Source organism: Stenotrophomonas sp. YJH_SMC_81 (assembly GCF_059370875.1).
Genome location: NZ_JCAFUB010000005.1, coordinates 275,399 through 294,839, shown reverse-complemented (window position 1 = coordinate 294,839; position 19,441 = coordinate 275,399). Strand labels below are relative to the sequence as shown.

Below are 19,441 nucleotides of genomic sequence, written 5' to 3'. Positions count from 1 at the left end.
CCATCCCCGCGTCGATCCGGAGAGCTGCCATGTCTGATGCCCTGATGTCCCTGTTGACCGGTGGTGTGCTCGGCTTGGGAGGGTGGGCCATGCTGGCGGTGTTGCTGGTCTTCACCCAGATCACCATCTTCTCGGTAACCCTGTACCTGCACCGCAGCCAGGCCCATCGCGGGGTCGATTTCCATCCGGCGCTGGCGCACGTGTTCCGCTTCTGGCTGTGGCTGACCACGTCGATGATCACCCGCGAGTGGGTGGCCATCCATCGCAAGCACCACGCCAAGGTGGAGACCGAGGACGACCCGCACAGCCCGGTCACCCGCGGCATCGGCAAGGTGTTCTGGCATGGCGTGGAGCTGTACCGCGAAGCGCGCGGCATGCGCGCGGACATCGAGCAGTACGGGCGCGGCACGCCGGACGACGCGATCGAGCGCCACCTGTATACCCCGCACGCCACGCTGGGGCCGGTAGTGCTGCTGGCGATCAACAGTGTGCTGTTCGGCCTGCCCGGCGTGGCGCTGTGGGCGATCCAGATGGCGTGGATCCCGTTCTGGGCGGCGGGCGTAGTCAATGGCCTGGGCCACTGGTGGGGGTACCGCAACTACGAGTCGGCCGATACCTCCACCAATCTCACGCCGTGGGGGTTCTGGATCGGTGGCGAGGAGCTGCACAACAACCACCATGCCTTCCCCAGTTCGGCGCGCTTCGCGATGCGGCGCTGGGAGTTCGATATCGGCTGGAGTGCGATCCGCCTGCTGCAGGCGCTGCGCCTGGCCAGGGTGCTGCGGGTGGCGCCGGCCATGGACGTGCGCCCGAACATCGCCGTGCCCGATGCCGAAACGCTGAAGGCGCTGCTGTCGCACCGCTTCCAGGCGATGACCGATTACCAGCGCAACGTGTTCATGCCGGCCCTGCGCGAGGAGGCCGCGCAGGCCGGGGCCAAGCTGCGCCGCCTGCTGCCACGCCGGTTGCGCCGTGGCCTGGTCAACGATGGCCGCTGGCTGAAGCCGGACAGCCGCGCCCAGCTCAGCGCATGGGTGGCGCAGCGGCCGCGCATCCGCACCCTGGTCGAGTACCGCGGGCGATTGGCTGCGCTGCTGGAAGCCCGTGGCCACGACGCCGCCGAGCGCCTGCATCAGCTGCAGGCGTGGTGCCGCGAGGCCGAGGAAAGCGGTATCGCGGCGTTGCAGGCCTACGCCGCACGCTTGAAGGGCTACAGTCTGGTGGGCGCGTGAGGGCAGGGTACGGGCTTCTGCTGGCGGCGCTGCTGCCGGGTGCGGCGCTGGCCCAGGTCACCGACACCGCCAGCTATCTGCAGCGGATGGACAGCGATGGCGACGGCAGGGTCAGCGAGGCCGAGTACGTGCAGTGGATGCTGTATGCCTTCGATCGCATGGACCGCAACGGTGATGGCGTACTGAGCGCCGACGAGCTGCCCGGCGGCAAGGGCAGGGCAATCCGCCGCGAGCAGCAGCGGCAGGTGATCGTGCAGCGCTTCCACAAGCAGGATGCCAACGGTGATGGCTTCCTGGATGCCCGCGAGCTGTCCGCGCCGCCGCGTTGAGCGGGCGTAGAATCGCACCATGCCTGAACTGCCCGAAGTCGAAACCACCCGCCGCGGCCTGGCGCCGCACCTGCAGGGCCGGCGCGTGCATGGCGTGATCCTGCGCCGCGCCGACCTGCGCTGGCCGATTCCACCGGAAGTGGCCGAGCTGCTGCCGGGGCAGCGCATCGAGGACATCCGCCGGCGCGCCAAGTACCTCCTGCTGGATACCGCCATCGGCAGCGCCGTGCTGCACCTGGGCATGTCCGGCAGCCTGCGCGTGCTGCCCGGTGATACCCCGCTGCGGGCGCATGACCACGTCGACATCAGCCTGGACAACGGCCGCCTGCTGCGCTTCAACGACCCGCGCCGCTTCGGCAGCCTGCTCTGGCAGCCGGCTGGGGAGATCCACCCGCTGCTGCAGGGGCTGGGCCCGGAGCCACTGGACGACGCGTTCGACGGCGACTACCTGTTCGACCGCAGCCGGGGCCGCAGCGCGCCGGTGAAGACCTTCCTGATGGACCAGGCGGTGGTGGTGGGCGTGGGCAACATCTACGCCGCCGAGAGCCTGTTCAAGGCCGGCATCAGCCCGTTGCGCGAGGCAGGAAAGATCTCGCGAGAACGCTACCAGCGGCTGGCCGACGCGGTAAAGGAGATCCTGGGCTACGCCATCACCCGCGGCGGCACCACCCTGCGCGATTTCATCAGCCCCGATGGTGCGCCGGGCTACTTCGAGCAGGAGCTGCTGGTGTACGGCCGCGACGGGCTGCCGTGCCCGAACTGCGGGCGCGCGCTGAAGCACGCCACCATCGGCCAGCGCGCCAGCGTCTGGTGCAGCCACTGCCAGCGCTGAGCCGGCGACCAGCGGCAGCTGAACGGGCAGGGCGCGTCTCCGCTGCCCGTTAACGTTTGTCTGCCTATCATGGCCGACCTTCCCTCTGTGCCTGACGCGCCTGCATGCAACGACGCGACTTCATCCGCAATGCCTCCCTCGCCCTGGCTGCATTCGGCCTGCCGTCCCTGCCCGCGTGCGCGGCCAGCAGGAGCGGCCAGATGGGCCTGCGCCGCCTCGGCCAACCGCAGCCGTTCGACTTCGCCACCCTGAAGGGCCAGGCGCGCGCGCTGGCACAGGCACCCTACAAGAGCCACAAGCGGGTGTTGCCGGGCCGCCTGGAAGGCCTCGACTGGGACCAGTACCAGTCGATTGGCTACCGCCAGGACCATGCGCTGTGGGCCGACCAGCCCGGCAAGTTCCAGGCCAAGTTCTTCCACCTGGGCCTGTACTTCCATTCGCCGGTGCGCATGTTCGACGTGGTCGACGGCAAGGCGCAGGAACTGGCGTATGACGGCGCGGCGTTCAACTACGGCAAGAGCGGCATCAAGGATGGCGAGCTGCCGGCCGATCTGGGCTTCGCCGGGTTCCGCCTGAACACCCGCAAGGACACCGACCGCGACTTCGCCGCCTTCCTTGGCGCCAGCTACTTCCGCGCGGTCGGCAAGGAGGGCCAGTACGGGCAGTCCGCGCGTGGCCTGGCGATCGACACCGGCATGGGCAAGCCGGAGGAATTCCCGGATTTCATCGCCTACTACCTGGAACAGCCGTCGGCTGATTCGGACACGATCGTGGTCTACGGCCTGCTGGATTCGCCCAGCGTGGCCGGAGCCTATCGCTTCGCGATCACCAACGGTGACGTGCTGCTGATGGACATCGACAGCGCGCTGTACCCGCGCAAGACGATCGAGCGGTTGGGCATCGCCCCGTGCACCAGCATGTACCAGGTGGGCGAGAACGACCGCCGGATGGGCTGGGACTGGCGCCCGGAGATCCACGATACCGATGGCCTGTCGCTGTGGACCGGTGCCGGCGAGTGGATCTGGCGGCCGCTGCTGAACCCGCGCAACCTGCGTTTCAACATGTTCGTGGACCGCAACCCGCGCGGCTTCGGCCTGCTGCAGCGCGACCGCAATTTCGACCATTACCAGGACGACGGCGTGTTCTACGAGAAGCGCCCGTGCCTGTGGGTGGAGCCGAAGGGCGAATGGGGCGAAGGCTCGGTGCAGCTGGTGGAGATTCCCACCGTGGACGAGACCTTCGACAACATCGTGGCGTTCTGGAACCCGAAGGAAAAGCCACAGCCGGGCCAGGAGCTGCTGGTCGGTTACCGCTTGTACTGGGGCGCCGAACCGCCGGCGCGCCCGCCGCTGGCGCACTGCGTGGCCAGCCGCACCGGCCTGGGCGGTGTGGTCGGCAAGAAGCGCGAGTACTTCAGCTGGCGCTTCGCGGTGGACTTCGAAGGTGGCGAACTGGCCAGGCTGATCGACAAGGCCGAGGTCGAAGCGGTGGTGGAAGCCAGCCGTGGCCGGGTCGAGATCGTTTCGGCGCGCCCGCTGCGCGAGATCAACGGCTATCGCGCGATGTTCGACCTGGTGCCGCCGGAAGGCAGTACCGAGCAGATCGACATCCGCCTGTTCCTGCGCAGTGGTGGCAAGACCCTCACCGAGACCTGGCTGTACCAGTACACCCCGCCGCCGGTGGGTGCGCCGGAGCGGACGCTGTACTGAGTGGTTTGGGATTGCAGGGCTTGCAGCCCTGCACCCGCTTCAAGCCAAGGCAACGTCAAATGCGTGCATTCCGTGGGATGGCGGGGTGGGTCCGGTTGCGGGGGACGCTGCAAGTACGTCCCTGTAAGCTTGGTCGCCGCATCCATGCGGCTCACGCCCCCGCAACCGGACCCACCCCGCCTTCGACAGACCTCCGCGATCTGTCGGAACAGCTCATGGGGTCAGATCCGTTTTCCGAAGGAAAACGGATCTGACCCCGGAATTTCATTCGATATCTGACAGATTTCATCCACTCATGGCGTGGATCTACTGGCCGCCGGCCAATTGTCGAAGGCGGGGCACTGTGGGTTTGCGGGGTGTGAGCCGCATGGATGCGGCGACCAAGGCTACATGGAGGTACTTGCGCCGTCCCCGCACACCCACAGTGCCCCGCCATCCCACGGAATGCCAGCTTTCGCTGTTGACGTTGCTGTTGCCTCTGCAGGTGCAGGGCGCAGCCCTGCCGAACACCCTTTACAACGGCAGCGGGGCCTGCGCCGGGTCGATCCGCCCTTCGCCGCGGGTGATCTTCTTGAACTCCGCGCGGCTGACCGATACGTAGCGGTCGTTGCCACCGATCTCCACCTGCGGGCCGTCCTGCACGGCGTGGCCATGCTCGTCCACGCGCACGGTCATCGTCGCCTTCTTGCCGCTGTGGCAGATGGTCTTGATTTCCTGCATCTCGTCGGCCCAGGCCAGCAGGTACTGGCTGCCTTCGAACAGCTCGCCGCGGAAGTCGGTACGCAGGCCGTAGCACAGCACCGGAATGCGCAGCTGGTCGACGACCTCGCTGAGCTGCCAGACCTGGGCGCGGGTCAGGAACTGCGCCTCGTCCACCAGCACGCAGCCCATCGGGCCGTTGGCTGCCAGATCCTGCTCCACCCAGCGCTGCAGGTCGGTATCGCGGTCGAAGGCCATGCCGTCAGCGCGCAGGCCGATCCGCGAGGCGACCACGCCGGCGCCGGCACGGTCGTCCAGGCGTGGAGTCAGGATCGCCACCCGCATGCCGCGCTCGCGGTAGTTGTGCGCGCTCTGCAGCAGGGTGGTGGTCTTGCCGGCGTTCATCGCCGAGTAGTAGAAGTAGAGCTTGGCCATCGGCCAATTCTAGTCGCCACCCGGCCCGCCGTCGCGGATCGGCCGTGGCCGGGCGATCACGTGCCGGCTGTCGCGTACCCCGGTGCCGGCAGCGCCGAGGCAACGATGGCCTGGCCGGCGTGGCTCATCGCCCCGATCTGGCCAGCTCCTCGTCCTGCCATTGCCGGTAGGCCACCGGGTCCCAGTAGCGCGCCAACTGGTGCTTTTCCGGTTGCAGCACACGGGCCCCCGCATCGCCACGGCCCTGGCTGCGCATGGCGCCGTTCCAGCCGGCGCGGCTGCCGGTCTGCCGCATGCTGCCGGCCCGCAGTTCACGTTCCAGCCGCGGCGTCGCGGCCGGATCGCCGAACTCGGCATACAGCGCGCGGCCCTCGCGCACCGCGCGCTCGCGCTCGTCGGCGGACAGCGCCTCCCAGAAGCGTTCGCGCTGTACCACCAGCCATTCGGTGCCGCGCTCGGCCGCCAGGTCCATCCATGCATAGCCCAGGGCGCGGTCGACCGGACCGCCCTGCCCGTTCCAGAGCATGTCGGCCAGCGCTGCCTGTGAGAGCTTGTCGCCGTAGCGCGCGGCATTGCGGAAGTCGTTGCGGGCCTCTTCGTGGCGGCCCCGCTCGCGGGCCTGCATGCCGAGCCCACGGAAGCGCAGGTCCGGATGGTAGACGAGGAACTCGTGCGACTGCAGCACGATGGTTTCATAGGCGTCGGCAGGCGGTGCCGGGCTGGACCCGGCCGCAGGCACGGCCAGCAGGCCCAGCAGGGTAGCCGCCAGCGGGCGGGCGATGATGTTCAACGACATGGACCACGCTCCTGTGTTCCGGAGTCGACTCAATACCTTAGGGCCAGGCGTCATGCAAGTCAGGTCGGCCCGCCGGCACCCCGCTACAATCCTGTCCCCATGCACGGTCTCAATCCCCCCCAAGCCGCCGCCGTCCTGCACATCGAAGGCCCCTTGCTGGTGCTCGCCGGCGCCGGCAGCGGCAAGACGCGGGTGATCGTGGAGAAGATCGCCCACCTGATCGGCAGTGGCCGCTATCCGGCGCGCCGCATCGCGGCGATCACCTTCACCAACAAATCGGCCAAGGAAATGCGCGAGCGCGTGGCCAAGCGCCTGCGCGAGCAGGACGCTGACGAGGTGACCATCTGCACCTTCCATGCGCTGGGCCTGAAGTTCCTGCAGATCGAACATGCCGCCGTGGGCCTGAAGCGCGGCTTCTCCATCTTCGATGCCGATGATGCCGCCGCGCAGATCAAGGACCTGATGCACGGCGCCAAGCCCGATGACATCGAGGACATGAAGAACCTGGTGTCGCGCGCGAAGAACGCCGGGCTGTCGCCCGAGCAGGCGATGGCCGCCGCACGCAGCAACCGCGAGAAGGAAGCGGCCAGCGTCTACGAGCGCTACCAGCTGCGGCTGACCGCGTTCAATGCAGTCGATTTCGATGACCTGATCCGCCTGCCGGTGCAGATCCTGGAAGAGAACCCCGAGATCGCCCTGGCCTGGCGCGAGCGCATCGGCTACCTGCTGGTGGACGAATGCCAGGACACCAACGACGCGCAATACCGCCTGCTCAAGCAGCTGGCTGGTGAGAAGGGCAATTTCACCTGCGTGGGTGACGATGACCAGTCGATCTACGCCTGGCGTGGCGCCAACCCGGAGAACCTGCAGCAGATGGGGCGTGACTACCCCACGCTGGAAATCATCAAGCTGGAGCAGAACTACCGCTGCTCCAACCGCGTGCTGCGCGCAGCCAATGCGCTGATCGCCAACAACCCGCACGAGCACCTGAAGAAGCTGTGGAGCGACCAGGCCGACGGTGAGCGCATCCGGGTGTGGGAATGCCGCAACAGCGAACACGAGGCGGAAAAGGTGGCCGCCGAAATCGCCTTCGTGGCGCAGTCGCGCAACGTGCCGTGGAGTGACTTCTGCATCCTGTTCCGCGGCAACTTCCAGTCGCGGCCGCTGGAAAAGGCGATGCAGCTGCTGCGCATCCCCTACCACCTGACCGGCGGCACGATGTTCCTGGAACGCCAGGAAGTGAAGGACACGCTGGCCTGGCTGCGGCTGCTGGTGAACCCGGACGATGACACCGCGTTCATGCGCGCGGTGCAGTCGCCCAAGCGCGACGTGGGTGCCGGTACGCTGGCCAGGCTGGCCGAGCTGGCGCAGGAAAAGGACATCCCGATGGCGCATGCCGCCGAGTCGATCGGTGCGCTGCAGCAGCTGCCACCGCGCGCGGCCAACAGCCTGGCGCGCTTCACCGACATCCTGCGCGACCTGCGCGCGCAGATGCGCCAGGTCAGCTCCGGCGACATGATCCGCAAGGTCGCCAAGGAATCGGGCCTGCTCAGCGAACTGCGCCAGCAGGCCAAGGAAGAGGCCAGTTACCAGCGCCGCGCCAACAACATCGAGGAACTGGCGCAGTGGTTCGAGGGCGGCCCGCGCGGCGCCACTGCGGCCGACCTGGCCGGACAGCTGGCGCTGCTGTCGCGCAGCGACAAGGACGAGGGCGGCAACCAGGTGCGCATGATGACCATGCACGCCTCCAAGGGCCTGGAATTCCCGTACGTGTTCATCGTTGGCTGCGAGGACGGCGTGTTGCCGCACCAGGTCAGCCTGGACGAGGGCAACCTGCAGGAAGAGCGGCGCCTGCTGTACGTGGGCATCACCCGCGCCAAGATCCAGCTGTGGATGAGTTACAGCAAGCTCACGCGCAAGTTCGGCGAGCATGTGCGGCTGAAGCCGAGCCGGTTCTTCGATGAGATCCCGGCCGAGGAGATCCAGCGCGACGGTGCTGACCCGGTGGCCGATGCGGCGCGCAAGAAGGAACGGGCGAGCGCGGGGTTGGCGGCGATCGAGGCGTTGTTCGACTAAGGCGCTCCAACGGCGCCGCCCCTCCGTGGTGGAGCACGCGTTGGTTCGGTGGCTGGCCGGTCGGGGTGGGTTCGCGGGGGACGCCGTGAACCCGTCCCTGAAGTGACCCCCGGGCGTGTCCTTCCACGGCAATGCAAAGAAAATAAAATTCAACAGCCGGGGGTTGAGGCAGAATCGGGGTTTCGGCTGGAGGTCTGCGCGTGCATCCGATTGAAAGTGAACGCCTGCGTCTGCGTGCGATCGAGCCCGACCGCGATGCGGTGCCGATGTTGGCACTGTTGAACGATCCGGGCTTCGTGCGCTTCATTGGTGACCGCAACGTACGCAGCGAGGAACAGGCGCGGGAGTACATCGCGCTGCGGGTGCTGCACAGCTATGCCTTGAACGGGTTCGGCATGTACGCCATCGAGCGGCTGTCCGATGGCGCGTGGCTGGGCAATGCCGGGCTGGTGCGGCGTGATGGCCTGCCGGGGCCGGACATCGGCTATGCGGTGCTCTCGGAATTTGCCGGGCAGGGCTATGCCGGCGAGGCGGCGCGTGCGGTGTTCGCGCATGCACGCGGAGCGCTGGGCCTGCAGGATCTGTATGGCATTACCGATCTGGACAACGTGGTGTCCGGGAAGATCCTGCTGGGCCTGGGCATGCAGGAGCGCGGAGTGATCCAGCTGCCGGGCGTGGACAGCCCGAGCCGGCTGTATGCCACGCCGGGAGCGGCGGAGGTCTGATCCCTGATGTTGGTAGGTGCCGACCGTTGGTCGGCACGATTCAGATGCAGTGCCGACCAACGGTCGGCACCCACCCCCTCAACCGCGCAGTTCTGCCAGCTGCGCCTGCAGCTCGGCCACGGCCGTTTCCAGCTGGGCCACGCGCTCGGCCAGGCCCGGATCGGCCGCATCGCTGCTGCCACCGCCACTGCTGGCGTACTTGGCCGCCAGCGCGGCACCATCCACTTCACCGCACAGCAGGTGCATGTAGCGGTCTTCGCGCTGGCCGCTGGCGCGCGGCAGCACCACCAGCAGCGCGCGCTGCTGCAGGCGCTCGATGGCGTGGCGGGCTTCGTCGATATCCGCGAACCGGTACAGACGCTCGCTGCGCGACACCAGCTCGCCCAGGGTCTGTGGACCGCGCAGCAACAGCAGCGCCAGCAGCACGGTCTGCTGCCGGGTCAGGTCCAGCGCGGCCTGCAGGCGGTGCTCGTAGCGGTCGGCGCGCGAGGAGAAGTGCTGGCGAGCCAGGCCCAGTGCTTCCAGCTGGCGCAGCGCGTGCTGCACGCTGCCGGCGTCGACGTTCATCACCGGCTCGCGGGCTGTCTTCTGGTTGGCGGCCGACTGGGCCGCATTGACCGTCAGCGGGTAGGTGTCCGGTGTGGTTGCCTCCTTCTCCACCAGGCAGCCCAGCAGGCGGGCCTGCACGGCGTCGAGCAGGGGGACGTCGGGGGTCTGGACGGAATCGGTCATGGCGGCCTCCGGAAGGGCAACGGGTCAACCGCCAAGCATAGCCGTCCCGAGGCCGCCTTTGCCGGTAAAATGCGCCGGTATATCTGATTGCCGGTGAATCCATGCGTCGTCCCGTTTCCCTGTCCCTGACCCTGCTCGCCACCGCGGCGCTGGGCCTGTCCGCCTGCAAGCGCGTGGATGCGCCTGCTGCCGAAGCCGCCGCGCCGGAGGCCCCGGCGGCCGCTGCCGAGGCCGATGGCGCGCGTGATGCCACCGCCAACGACAACCTCAACGCCGTGCTGTGGATGCAGCGTGCGCAGGAGTACAGGGCGATCACCGAGCAGACCTACCGGGCCGCCGCCGATCGCCTGGATGCGGCGCTGAAGGAGGCCCACTGGGACGCACTGGTGCCGGAAGAACGCGGCAACGAGGCCAAGGGCCTGAAGCCGGCCGTGGTGCTGGACGTGGACGAGACCGTGCTGGACAACTCGCCCTACCAGGCGCGCCTGGTGCGCGACGGCAAGGAATACGACGAGCTGAGCTGGGACCAGTGGGTGGCCGAAAAGAAGGCCAAGGCGATTCCGGGCGTGGTTGATTTCGCCAAGGCCGCCAACGCCAAGGGCGTGACCCTGCTGTACATCTCCAACCGTGCCGTGCACCTGAAGGACGCGACCCTGGCCAACCTGCGCGAGCAGGGCCTGCCGGTGGCCGATGACAGCGTGTTCCTGGGCCTGGGCACCGTGGTCGAGGGCTGCGAGCAGGCCGGCAGCGAGAAGAACTGCCGCCGCCGCCTGGCCGGGCAGAAGTACCGCGTGCTGATGCAGTTCGGCGACCAGCTGGGTGACTTCGTGGAAGTGAGCACCAACACCAACGAAGGCCGTGACGCCCTGCTGCAGCAGTACCACGACTGGTTCGGCGAGCGCTGGTGGATGCTGCCGAACCCGACCTACGGTGGCTTCGAGCCGGCGCAGTTCAACAACGATTACAGCCAGTCGCGCCAGGCCCGCCACGACGCCAAGCGCGCCGCCCTGGACTACGCACCATGAGCCGCGCGCCACTGCCGCTGCGCGACGACGAGCGCCTGATCTTCGCGCTGGACGTGCCTGACCGCGCGCAGGCGCTGGCGTGGGTCGACCGCCTTGGCGACAGCGTGGCCTTCTACAAGATCGGCATGGAACTGCTCGCCTCCGGCGAGTACTTCCAGGTGCTCGATGAGCTGGCCCGCCGCGACAAGCGCGTGTTCGTCGACCTGAAGTTCTTCGACATTCCGGCCACCGCTGCGGCGGTGATCAAGCGCCTGTCGCAGTGGCCGGTCAGCTACGCCACCATCCATGGTTGGCACCCGGCCATGATGGAGGCGTGCGCGGCCGCCAACAGCGGCGACATGCGCCTGCTGGCAGTGACCGTGCTGACCTCGATGGGGCGCCCCGATCTCGCACAGATGGGCATCGACCGCGAACCGGTGGACGTGGTGGTCGAGCGCGCGCTGGCCGCCCAGGCCGCCGGCATCGATGGCGTGATCGCTTCGGGCCAGGAAGCCGGCCCGATCCGCGCAGCCACCGGCAGCGGATTCTCGATCGTCTGCCCTGGCATCCGCCCCGGTGGCCCGGTCGGCGATGACCAGAAGCGTACCGTTGGCGTAGCGCAGGCCTTTGCCGATGGCGCCGATGCCATCGTGGTCGGTCGCCCGATCCGCCTGGCCGCCGATCCGCAGGCCGCAGCGCGGGCGATCCAGCAGGAAATCGCGTCGGCTCTGGCTGCACGCTGAGCCCACCACCGACGCCGGTCACGCTGGCACCACGAACGCCATCCCGATCCATGCGGGATGGCGTTCGCATTTGTGGGGCTGCATCTGTCGCACGCAGCGCCAGCCACGAGAACTGTGCGCACGTTCGCGCTGCGGGCCTCTCCACTGCTCCCCAATCGATGCACCGGTACGGACCGCGGCCGCACCGGTTCCAACCATCGACAGAGGAGTACAGGGAAATGTATCGCAGCACCTCTTTGTTCATCGGCCTGCTGTTGGCCGCGTCTGCCGTACCCGCCATCGCTGCGCCGCAGCTGCGCGATGCGCCGCGCATCATCGGCGGCGAAGCGGCGCCGGCCGACGAGTACCCGTTCATGGTCAGCATCCAGGGCATCTTCGACGGCGATTCGGACCACGACCGCCACTTCTGCGGGGGCACCCTCATCTCGCCCTCGTGGGTGCTGACGGCCGCGCACTGCATGCAGGGCGAAGCGCCTGGTGGCATCGCCGTTGTCGGCAAGGTCACGACCCTGTCCACCGACGCCGCGCCACGACCGTCCAACGTCAAGGCGATCCACGTCCATCCGGCATTCAACAGCGGCAATTCGCTGGAGCACGACGTCGCCCTGATCCAGCTCAGCGCACCGCTGGACGGCGCACAGCCGGTGGCACTGCGGCTGCGGCCCGACGCCAGCTATCTCAAGCCGGGCCGTGAATTCACGGTGATCGGCTGGGGAGACACCGACATCGGCGATGGCCGGGTCTATCCGACTCAGCTGCAGACCGCGCAGGTGCCGTTCGTTTCCTTCACCGAATGCCAGCAGGCCTACGGCGGTGAACTGTCACGTGGAAAGGTCATCTGCGCCGGCCGCGAGGGCATCGACAGCTGCCAGGGGGATTCCGGAGGCCCCCTGCTGCTGCGCCTGCGTGAAGGCTGGACCCAGTTCGGTGTCGTCAGCTGGGGCGAGGGCTGTGCGCTGGCCGGCTATCCGGGGATTTATGCCCGAATCGCCGAAAAACACGCCGTAGATTTCATCGAAGCGGTTTGGCAACGCGATTGATACAATAAAATCAAATACATACATGGCACTACGTGAAGTGTTGCCTTAACTTGAACGGCAGCGTAGGATCGCCGCCATCCGGTCCTCGGGCCGGACATGTGCCACAACACTGTCCTCCGGCCCCGCGCCGGCTTGAAGAGCCTGTGATCCCCGTGATCCGGGCCCTTTTTTTATCCCGGTGGCGGCGCGATCCCTTCTGCCCGCAGCAGAGGAGATCTGCCCCCCTTGGCTGGAAACCGTGACGTCCCGGCTTGCCGCTGTCACGTCGCAGGCCGCAAGATGCGGGCCGGTCCGGGGAGTCCGAGTGCATGAGCGTGGCGGTGCGAGGAAAGTCTGCGCGTGGATGGGGGCTGGCGGCCATGCTGCTGCTGGCCGTGGCGGGGTGCCGCGAGTCTGCCAACGATCCGGCCAGGCCGGCGGCCGAGCCGGTGGCTGCAGTACAGGCGATGGCGTTGCGCCTGGCCGAAGATGATCTGGTCGGCTACGCAAAGCTGTCGGTGCCGCCGGGCCAGTACCAGCGCCTGCAGCAGGCGTGGGTGGAAGGCCACAGCCAGTGGCCGCTGACCGAGCTGCCACTGGGCGACCAGCTGCTGCCGATGCTGGCCGCACTGCGCAAGCCCGGTGCCAGCGCCGAACTGCAGCGCAGCTTCGATCGCCAGCTGGCTGGCCAGGCCGGCGCCGTGCGCCAGGCCGCACAGTCGATGGGCAACTTCGGCGTGCAGTACCTGCGCCACCAGAAGGGCTACACGCCCAGCCAGCAGGCCCACTACATCGCCCTGGTCGAGACCCTGGCGGGGTGGGCGCAGGCTGCCCCGATCAGCGACCGCGCACGTGCCCGCAGCACCATCGCCGCGCTGGTCGGCGCCGCCAGCAAGGTCGGCTTCGAGGATGAAGCCGGCCTGCAGGCGGCCGGCATGGAAGGCAGCCTGCAGCAGCTGGCGCCGTTCATCCACACCCTCAAGGCGGTGCTGGGCAGTTACGGACTCGGCGTGGACGACGCGCTGCGCAGCGTGCGCGGCGAACTGCTGTCGGTGGAAGGTGACAATGCGCTGGTGCGCCTGCACTACGACCTGGCCGGTCGCGAGATGACCCTGCAGCTGCCACTGAGCCGGCGCGAGGGCCACTGGTACCTGACCCGCACCCTGGCCGACACCGACGCGCTGCTGCGCAAGGCCGATGCGGCCCGGGCGGCTGCGTTGCCAGCACCGGCTGAAGCCTCCGCCGCGGGTGGGGAAGCGGCAACACCGCCGGCTAAGCCATAATGGCGCCGATGTCGAAACAGAACCCGCTGCCGTTCCCCGGCGAAGAATCCCAGTCGACGCCCGCCGATACGGTGCCGGCGTCCCCCTCGACCGGTACCGGCCCGAACCCGGTACCGCCGCCCGCGCACGCGCGTCCGCCCGGCCGCCGTCCACTGTGGGCCCGACTGCTCGGTCGCCTGGTCGAGCCGTGGCTGTCGCTGAAGATCGAACCGGAAGACCCGGGCCAGTACAACGATGGCCGCCCGGTCATGTACGTGCTGGAAGACTACGGCCTGTCCAACGCGCTGATCCTGGACAAGGCCTGCCGCCAGGCCGGCCTGCCGTCGCCGCTGGTGCCGCTGGCCGGTGATCCGACCGGCCGCAAGCGCGCCTATCTGGCGCTGTCGCGGCGCAGCTCCAGCAACTCGCTGATTCCCGAGCAGCGCGGCGCCAAGACCCACTCTGATTCGCTGGCCAAGGTCCTGCAGGCGCACCGCGTGCGCGATGACCTGGATGTGCACCTGGTGCCGGTGTCGATCTTCGTCGGCCGCGCGCCGGACAAGCAGAGCGGCTGGTTCGCGGTGCTGTTCTCGGAAAACTGGGCGCTGGTGGGCCGCTTCCGCCGCCTGCTGGGGTTGCTGCTGAACGGGCGCAATACCATCGTGCGCTTCGCCCCGCCGATCTCGCTGCGCAGCACCGTCGACGAAGGCCTGGAGCCGGAGCGCACGGTCCGCAAGCTGCAGCGCGTGCTGCGCACCCATTTCCGCCGCATCCGTGAATCGGTGATCGGCCCGGACCTGTCGACCCGGCGCCTGCTGGTGGACCAGGTGCTGGCCGCCGAGCCGGTCCGCGAAGCGATCGCCGCACAGGCCAAGCGCGACAACTCGAAGCCGGCCGATGCCTGGAAGAAGGCACACGCCTACGCCTGGGAAATCGCTGCGGACTATTCCAGCCCGGTGGTGCGCTCGGCCAGCTTCATGCTCAGCCACGTGTGGAACCGCATCTACGCGGGCGTGCTGGTGCACCACCTGGACAAGTTCAAGGCCGCCGCGCCGGGCCACGAAGTGGTCTACGTGCCCAGCCACCGCAGCCACATGGACTACCTGCTGCTGTCCTACCTGCTGTACGACCGTGGCATCGTGCCGCCGCACATCGTGGCCGGCATCAACCTGAACCTGCCGGTGGTCGGCACCCTGCTGCGCAAGGGCGGTGCGTTCTTCATCCGCCGTTCGATCCGTGGCAATGCGCTGTACTCTGCAGTGCTCAGTGAGTACGTCGCGCAGCTGGTGGCCGGTGGCTATTCGCTGGAGTACTTCGTCGAAGGCGGCCGCTCGCGTACCGGGCGCCTGCTGCAGCCCAAGGGCGGCATGATCTCGATGACGCTGCGTGCATTCCTGCGCCAGCCGCGCAAGCCGGTCCTGTTCCAGCCCATCTACATCGGCTACGAGAAGCTGATGGAGGGCGGCAGCTACCTGGACGAACTGTCCGGCCGGCCGAAGGAAAAGGAGTCGATCTGGTCGCTGCTGTGGGGCATCCCCAAGGTGCTCAAGCAGAACTACGGCCAGGTGGTGGTGAACTTCGGCGAGCCGATCGCGCTGAACGACGTGCTGGCCGAGAAGGCCCCGGAGTGGAAGGGCGAGGCGGTGTCCGAGGACGAGAAGCCAGCCTGGCTGTCGACCACGGTGGATACGCTGGCCGAACGCATCCAGGTGCGCATCAACGGCGCTGCCGACGTCAACCCCATCAATCTGCTGGCGCTGGCCCTGCTGTCCACGCCGAAGCACGCGATGGGCGAGGCCGACCTGATCGCGCAGATCGAGCTGTGCAAGACGCTGCTGGTCGAGATGCCATACTCGGACCGGGTGACGGTGACCCCGCACTCGCCGGAGCGGATCATCGCCCATGCCGAGGAAATCAACGTCCTCACCCGCATCAAGCACCCGCTCGGCGATGTGCTCAGCGTCAGCGGCGACACCGCGGTGCTGCTCAGCTACTTCCGCAACAACGTGGTGCACCTGTTCACCGCCTCGTCGTGGGTGGCCTGCTGCTTCCAGAACAACCGCCGCATGAGCCGTACCGGCCTGGTCCAGCTGGGCCGCACGGTGTACCCGTTCCTGCAGGCCGAGCTGTTCCTGCCGTGGAGCGAGGACGAGTTCGCGCAGCGCATTGACCGCACCATTGATGTGTTCGTGCGCGAAGGCCTGCTGCAGAACGTCAACGATGACGACGGCGGCATCCTGGCACGCAACACCGGGCAGACCGACGAGGTGTTCCGCCTGCGGGCGATCGGCCATTCGCTGCAGCAGGCGTTCGAGCGCTACTACATCGCCATCTCGGTGCTGGTGAAGAACGGCCCGGGCGTGCTCGGTGCGGCCGAGCTGGAAAGCCTGTGCCAGCAGGCCGCGCAGCGCCTGAGCCTGCTCTATGCGCCGGCCGCTCCCGAGTTCTTCGACAAGGCCCTGTTCCGCGGCTTCATCCAGAAGCTGCGCGAACTGCGCCTGGTGTGGCCGGACGAGAACAGCAAGCTGCTGTTCGATGAACGCCTGGATGCCTGGGCCAAGGACGCCAAGTTCATCCTGGGGCGCGAGCTGCGCCACACCATCGAGCGGGTCAGCCCGGAAGCAGCTCGCCCGGACGAGCCTGCGCCGCAGGATTGAAGGTCGCGCCGGACAAAGCGGTGGGTGTGGACCTTGGTCCACACCTTCCAGCAGTGCCAACCAAGGTTGGCATCCACCAGGACGGTCTTTAGGCCGGCTCGTCAGGAATCTGCAGGCTTTCCAGCCTGGCGATGCAGTCCTTCAACTGCAGCTTGCGCCGCTTCAGGCGCTTGGCTTCCAGTTCGTCCTCGCCGTTGGCCGCCATGCGGGTGATCTGTTCATCCAGCAGACGGTGCTCGGCGCGCAGGGCGGCGAGGTGCTCGACGATCTCGGCGGGGCTGTAGGTATCCACAGCCTCCGAGCATACACAGCGTTGATGACTGCCGGGAGAGGGGAAACCCGACCCCCGGCCGGGGCGGCTCCGAGCCGTTAGAATGGAACCCATGAGTGCCGTGATTTCCCTTCCCGATCCCCAGCCGCGCGCCGCCCGCGATCCACGCGTGGCCGAGCGCGAGCAGCACAAGCTGGCCAAGCGCCTGCGCCGCCAGGTCGGCGAGGCGATTGCCGACTTCGGCATGATCGAGGCCGGCGACAAGGTCATGGTCTGCCTGTCCGGCGGCAAGGACAGTTACACCCTGCTGGACGTGCTGCTGCAGCTGCAGAAGAAGGCGCCGGTGCCGTTCGAGCTGGTGGCGGTGAACCTGGACCAGAAGCAGCCGGGCTTCCCCGAGCACATCCTGCCGGAGTACCTGGCCGGGCTGGGCGTGCCGTACCACATCATCGAGCAGGACACCTATTCGGTGGTCAGCCGGGTCATCCCGGAGGGCAAGACGATGTGTTCGCTGTGCTCGCGCCTGCGTCGTGGCGCGCTGTACAACTACGCCGAGACCCACGGTTTCACCAAGATCGCGCTGGGCCACCACCGCGACGACATGGTGGCCACGTTCTTCATGAACCTGTTCCACCACGCCAAGCTGGCGGGCATGCCGCCGAAGCTGCGCAGCGACGACGGCAGGCACGTGGTGATCCGGCCGCTGGCCTACGTGCGCGAGCGCGACATCGTCGACTACGCGCAGGCACGCCAGTTCCCGATCATTCCCTGCAACCTGTGCGGCAGCCAGGAGAACCTGCAGCGCCGCCAGGTCGGCCTGATGCTCAAGCAGTGGGAAAAGGACCATCCGGGCCGCATCGAGCAGATCGCGCGCGCCATGGGTGAAGTCCGGCCCTCGCAGCTGGCCGACACCACCCTGTTCGACTTCATGGCGCTGGGCCGTCGCGACGACACGCCGCTGCCCGACGCCCATGCCTGGCTGGCCGGCTCCCCGGCCGACGCCGACGCAGATCCCGAGACGCCCACCGTTTAAGGTCGGTCGCCCTTCCTCTTCGCCATCCGGAATTCCATGTTCTTTCGCAACCTGACGTTCTTCCGTTTCCCGACCACCACCGATTTTTCCGAAGTCGATACCCTGCTGCCGCACGCCGTGCTCAAGCCTGTCGGCGCGCTGGAAATGAATTCTCGCGGCTTCATTTCGCCGTTCGGCCGCGAGGAGAAGGAACTGCTGTCCCACCGCATCGCCGAACACCTGTGGCTGACCGTGGGTGGCGAGGACAAGATCCTGCCGGCGGCGGTGGTCAACGACCTGCTCGAGCGCAAGCTGGAGGAGATCGAGGAGAAGGAAGGGCGGCGCCCGGGTGGCCGCGAGCGCAAGCGCATGAAGGACGACCTGCTGCATGAACTGCTGCCGCGCGCCTTCGTGAAGTCCTCGCGCAACGACGCCTTCATCGACCTGCAGCACGGCTACGTGGCGGTGGATACCTCCAGCCGCAAGACCGGCGAATACTTCATGTCCGACATCCGCGGGCTGCTCGGCAGCTTCCCGGCGATGCCGCTGAACGCCGAAGTCGCGCCGCGTTCGATCCTGACCGGCTGGATCGCCGGCGAGCCGCTGCCGACCGGACTGAGCCTGGGCGAAGAGTGTGAGATGAAGGATCCGGTCGAAGGCGGCGCGGTGGTCAAGTGCCAGCACCAGGAACTGCGCTGCGACGAGATCGACAAGCACCTGGACGCCGGCAAGCAGGTGACCAAGCTGGCGCTGATCTTCGAGGACAACCTGTCGTTCGTGATCGGCGACGACCTGATCGTGCGCAAGCTGAAGTTTCTCGACGGCGCCCTGGACCAGCTGGAGCATGCCGACGAAGACGGCCGCCGTGCCGAGTTCGATGCCCGCTTCGCCCTGCAGAGCGCCGAGATCCGCCGCCTGTTCCTGTTGCTGGAAGAAGCGTTCAAGCTCAGCAAGGCTGACTGAACAGGCAGCCCGACGGTCGCCGGTCATCCGGCGGCCCGAAGCAGCGCTATGCTGGGCGCATGAGCCGTCTGCTGCGCCGCCTGATCACTCCGACCCCGCCCGCCACCGTACAGCGCGACACCGTTCGCCTGCGCCTGGAGGATGCCGAGATCGAGGTGCTGCGCGTGCGCGATCCGCGCGCGCGCCGCATCAAGCTGAGCGTGGACGAGCGTGGCGCGCGGTTGACGTTACCCCCGCGCGCAAGCCTGGTAATGGGCGAGCGCTTCCTGGAACAGCACCGCGACTGGCTGGCGCTGCAGCTGCGCCAGTACCAGGGGCAGGGCCTGCCGGCACCGCTGCAGCCCGGCGAAGACGGCGTGCTGCCATTGCGCGGTGAGCTGTTGCCGCTGCGCTGGCAGGAAGGCCGCTACGCGCGGCTGGAGATCGACGCGCACGGTGCCTGCGTGCAGTGGCCGACCCGTGGTGGTGACGCCACGCTGCGCCGCCTGCTGCGCGAGTTCTATGAAGCGCAGACCCGCGCCGACGTCGGCCGCTGGCTGCCGAAGTACCTGCCCACCCTGCCGCGCGCCCCCAGCCGCCTGCGCCTGAAGGTGATGTCCTCGCAGTGGGGCTCGCTGGCCCCCGATGGCAGCATGGCCCTGGACCTGGCCCTGGTGCTCGGTCGTCCGGAAGCGTTCGAGTACGTGCTGGTGCACGAACTCTGCCACCTGATCCAGCCGAATCATTCGCCCGCGTTCTGGCATGAAGTCGAACAACGTTTCCCTGCCTGGCGCGAACAGCGCGACTACTTCCAGCTGGAAGGCCGGCGCCTGAAAGCCATGCTACGCCAGCTGCTGTAACTGTAGAGCCGAGCCCACGCTCGGCTGCCGTTGAATGCAGCCGAGCATGGGCTCGGCTCTACACAAGCGCGCGCAGCGCGCGACCCGCTCCTGCTCTTCTTTCTTT

General features: G+C 67.8%; 18 protein-coding genes. 14 read left to right on the top strand and 4 right to left on the bottom strand.

The window, feature by feature from the left end:
• The first annotated feature begins 29 nt into the window (after positions 1 to 29).
• From AC5P8U_RS13140 to AC5P8U_RS13125, 4 genes are all read left to right on the top strand, one after another.
• The gene (locus tag AC5P8U_RS13140) at positions 30 to 1,232 is read left to right on the top strand and encodes a DesA family fatty acid desaturase (RefSeq protein ID WP_072167421.1); all 1,203 of its coding nucleotides are present in this window, start codon (positions 30 to 32) and stop codon (positions 1,230 to 1,232) included.
• Positions 1,229 to 1,561: an EF-hand domain-containing protein gene (locus AC5P8U_RS13135; protein WP_005421108.1), complete on the top strand. Its 333-nt coding sequence runs from the start codon at positions 1,229 to 1,231 to the stop codon at positions 1,559 to 1,561. The genes AC5P8U_RS13140 and AC5P8U_RS13135 overlap by 4 nt, the downstream gene beginning before the upstream one ends.
• Before the next feature lie 19 nt (positions 1,562 to 1,580).
• Positions 1,581 to 2,393, top strand: coding sequence for a bifunctional DNA-formamidopyrimidine glycosylase/DNA-(apurinic or apyrimidinic site) lyase (gene mutM / locus AC5P8U_RS13130; RefSeq protein WP_061480453.1), 813 nt, complete (start codon positions 1,581 to 1,583; stop codon positions 2,391 to 2,393).
• A gap of 104 nt (positions 2,394 to 2,497) precedes the next feature.
• Positions 2,498 to 4,102: an OpgD/OpgG family glucan biosynthesis protein gene (locus AC5P8U_RS13125; RefSeq protein WP_180868592.1), complete on the top strand. Its 1,605-nt coding sequence runs from the start codon at positions 2,498 to 2,500 to the stop codon at positions 4,100 to 4,102.
• A 513-nt stretch (positions 4,103 to 4,615) separates the two neighbouring features.
• Here AC5P8U_RS13125 and AC5P8U_RS13120 read toward each other — a convergent pair.
• Together AC5P8U_RS13120 and AC5P8U_RS13115 are read right to left on the bottom strand one after the other, a co-directional pair.
• Complete coding sequence (locus AC5P8U_RS13120; protein ID WP_008264720.1) at positions 4,616 to 5,236, bottom strand: thymidine kinase; 621 nt, start codon at positions 5,234 to 5,236, stop codon at positions 4,616 to 4,618.
• A gap of 124 nt (positions 5,237 to 5,360) precedes the next feature.
• Positions 5,361 to 6,032, bottom strand: coding sequence for an SEL1-like repeat protein (locus tag AC5P8U_RS13115; protein WP_088496794.1), 672 nt, complete (start codon positions 6,030 to 6,032; stop codon positions 5,361 to 5,363).
• Between the two features lie 99 nt (positions 6,033 to 6,131).
• On the opposite strand from AC5P8U_RS13115, the gene AC5P8U_RS13110 reads away from it, so the two are divergent.
• Positions 6,132 to 8,108 carry a UvrD-helicase domain-containing protein gene (locus AC5P8U_RS13110; RefSeq protein WP_072167416.1) on the top strand — a complete coding sequence of 659 codons (1,977 nt, stop codon included), beginning with the start codon at positions 6,132 to 6,134 and terminating at the stop codon, positions 8,106 to 8,108.
• Between the two features lie 200 nt (positions 8,109 to 8,308).
• Positions 8,309 to 8,833: a GNAT family N-acetyltransferase gene (locus tag AC5P8U_RS13105; protein WP_151355281.1), complete on the top strand. Its 525-nt coding sequence runs from the start codon at positions 8,309 to 8,311 to the stop codon at positions 8,831 to 8,833.
• 78 nt (positions 8,834 to 8,911) lie between these two features.
• Here AC5P8U_RS13105 and AC5P8U_RS13100 read toward each other — a convergent pair whose 3' ends face one another.
• Positions 8,912 to 9,565 (bottom strand): YceH family protein, encoded by a 654-nt coding sequence (locus tag AC5P8U_RS13100; RefSeq protein ID WP_072167414.1) that lies wholly within the window; start codon positions 9,563 to 9,565, stop codon positions 8,912 to 8,914.
• 101 nt (positions 9,566 to 9,666) lie between these two features.
• Between AC5P8U_RS13100 and AC5P8U_RS13095 the strand changes: the two genes are divergently transcribed.
• The 5 genes from AC5P8U_RS13095 (at position 9,667) to plsB (ending at position 16,250) form a co-directional block, all read left to right on the top strand.
• The gene (locus tag AC5P8U_RS13095) at positions 9,667 to 10,590 is read left to right on the top strand and encodes a 5'-nucleotidase, lipoprotein e(P4) family (RefSeq protein WP_088496792.1); all 924 of its coding nucleotides are present in this window, start codon (positions 9,667 to 9,669) and stop codon (positions 10,588 to 10,590) included.
• Entirely contained in the window at positions 10,587 to 11,312 is a 726-nt protein-coding gene (pyrF, locus tag AC5P8U_RS13090) for an orotidine-5'-phosphate decarboxylase (RefSeq protein WP_005421084.1), read from the top strand. The genes AC5P8U_RS13095 and pyrF overlap by 4 nt, the downstream gene beginning before the upstream one ends.
• A gap of 218 nt (positions 11,313 to 11,530) precedes the next feature.
• Positions 11,531 to 12,352: a S1 family peptidase gene (locus AC5P8U_RS13085; protein ID WP_072167412.1), complete on the top strand. Its 822-nt coding sequence runs from the start codon at positions 11,531 to 11,533 to the stop codon at positions 12,350 to 12,352.
• Between the two features lie 308 nt (positions 12,353 to 12,660).
• Positions 12,661 to 13,614, top strand: a complete 954-nt coding sequence (locus tag AC5P8U_RS13080) for a hypothetical protein (RefSeq protein WP_353080548.1) — start codon at positions 12,661 to 12,663, stop codon at positions 13,612 to 13,614.
• A complete protein-coding gene (gene plsB, locus AC5P8U_RS13075) occupies positions 13,614 to 16,250 on the top strand; it encodes a glycerol-3-phosphate 1-O-acyltransferase PlsB (protein ID WP_088496788.1) in 2,637 nt (878 codons plus the stop codon). The genes AC5P8U_RS13080 and plsB overlap by 1 nt, the downstream gene beginning before the upstream one ends.
• An 88-nt stretch (positions 16,251 to 16,338) precedes the next feature.
• Here plsB and AC5P8U_RS13070 read toward each other — a convergent pair whose 3' ends face one another.
• Entirely contained in the window at positions 16,339 to 16,542 is a 204-nt protein-coding gene (locus AC5P8U_RS13070) for a YdcH family protein (protein ID WP_005421068.1), read from the bottom strand.
• Between the two features lie 91 nt (positions 16,543 to 16,633).
• Between AC5P8U_RS13070 and ttcA the strand changes: the two genes are divergently transcribed.
• Genes ttcA through AC5P8U_RS13055 form a run of 3 tightly spaced genes read left to right on the top strand, consistent with a single transcriptional unit; the run spans position 16,634 to position 19,335 of the window.
• Complete coding sequence (gene ttcA / locus AC5P8U_RS13065; RefSeq protein ID WP_172412120.1) at positions 16,634 to 17,554, top strand: tRNA 2-thiocytidine(32) synthetase TtcA; 921 nt, start codon at positions 16,634 to 16,636, stop codon at positions 17,552 to 17,554.
• Positions 17,555 to 17,590: 36 nt separating this feature from the next.
• Complete coding sequence (locus tag AC5P8U_RS13060; RefSeq protein WP_005421064.1) at positions 17,591 to 18,496, top strand: recombination-associated protein RdgC; 906 nt, start codon at positions 17,591 to 17,593, stop codon at positions 18,494 to 18,496.
• Between the two features lie 59 nt (positions 18,497 to 18,555).
• A complete protein-coding gene (locus tag AC5P8U_RS13055) occupies positions 18,556 to 19,335 on the top strand; it encodes a M48 family metallopeptidase (RefSeq protein WP_061479922.1) in 780 nt (259 codons plus the stop codon).
• Positions 19,336 to 19,441 lie beyond the last annotated feature (106 nt).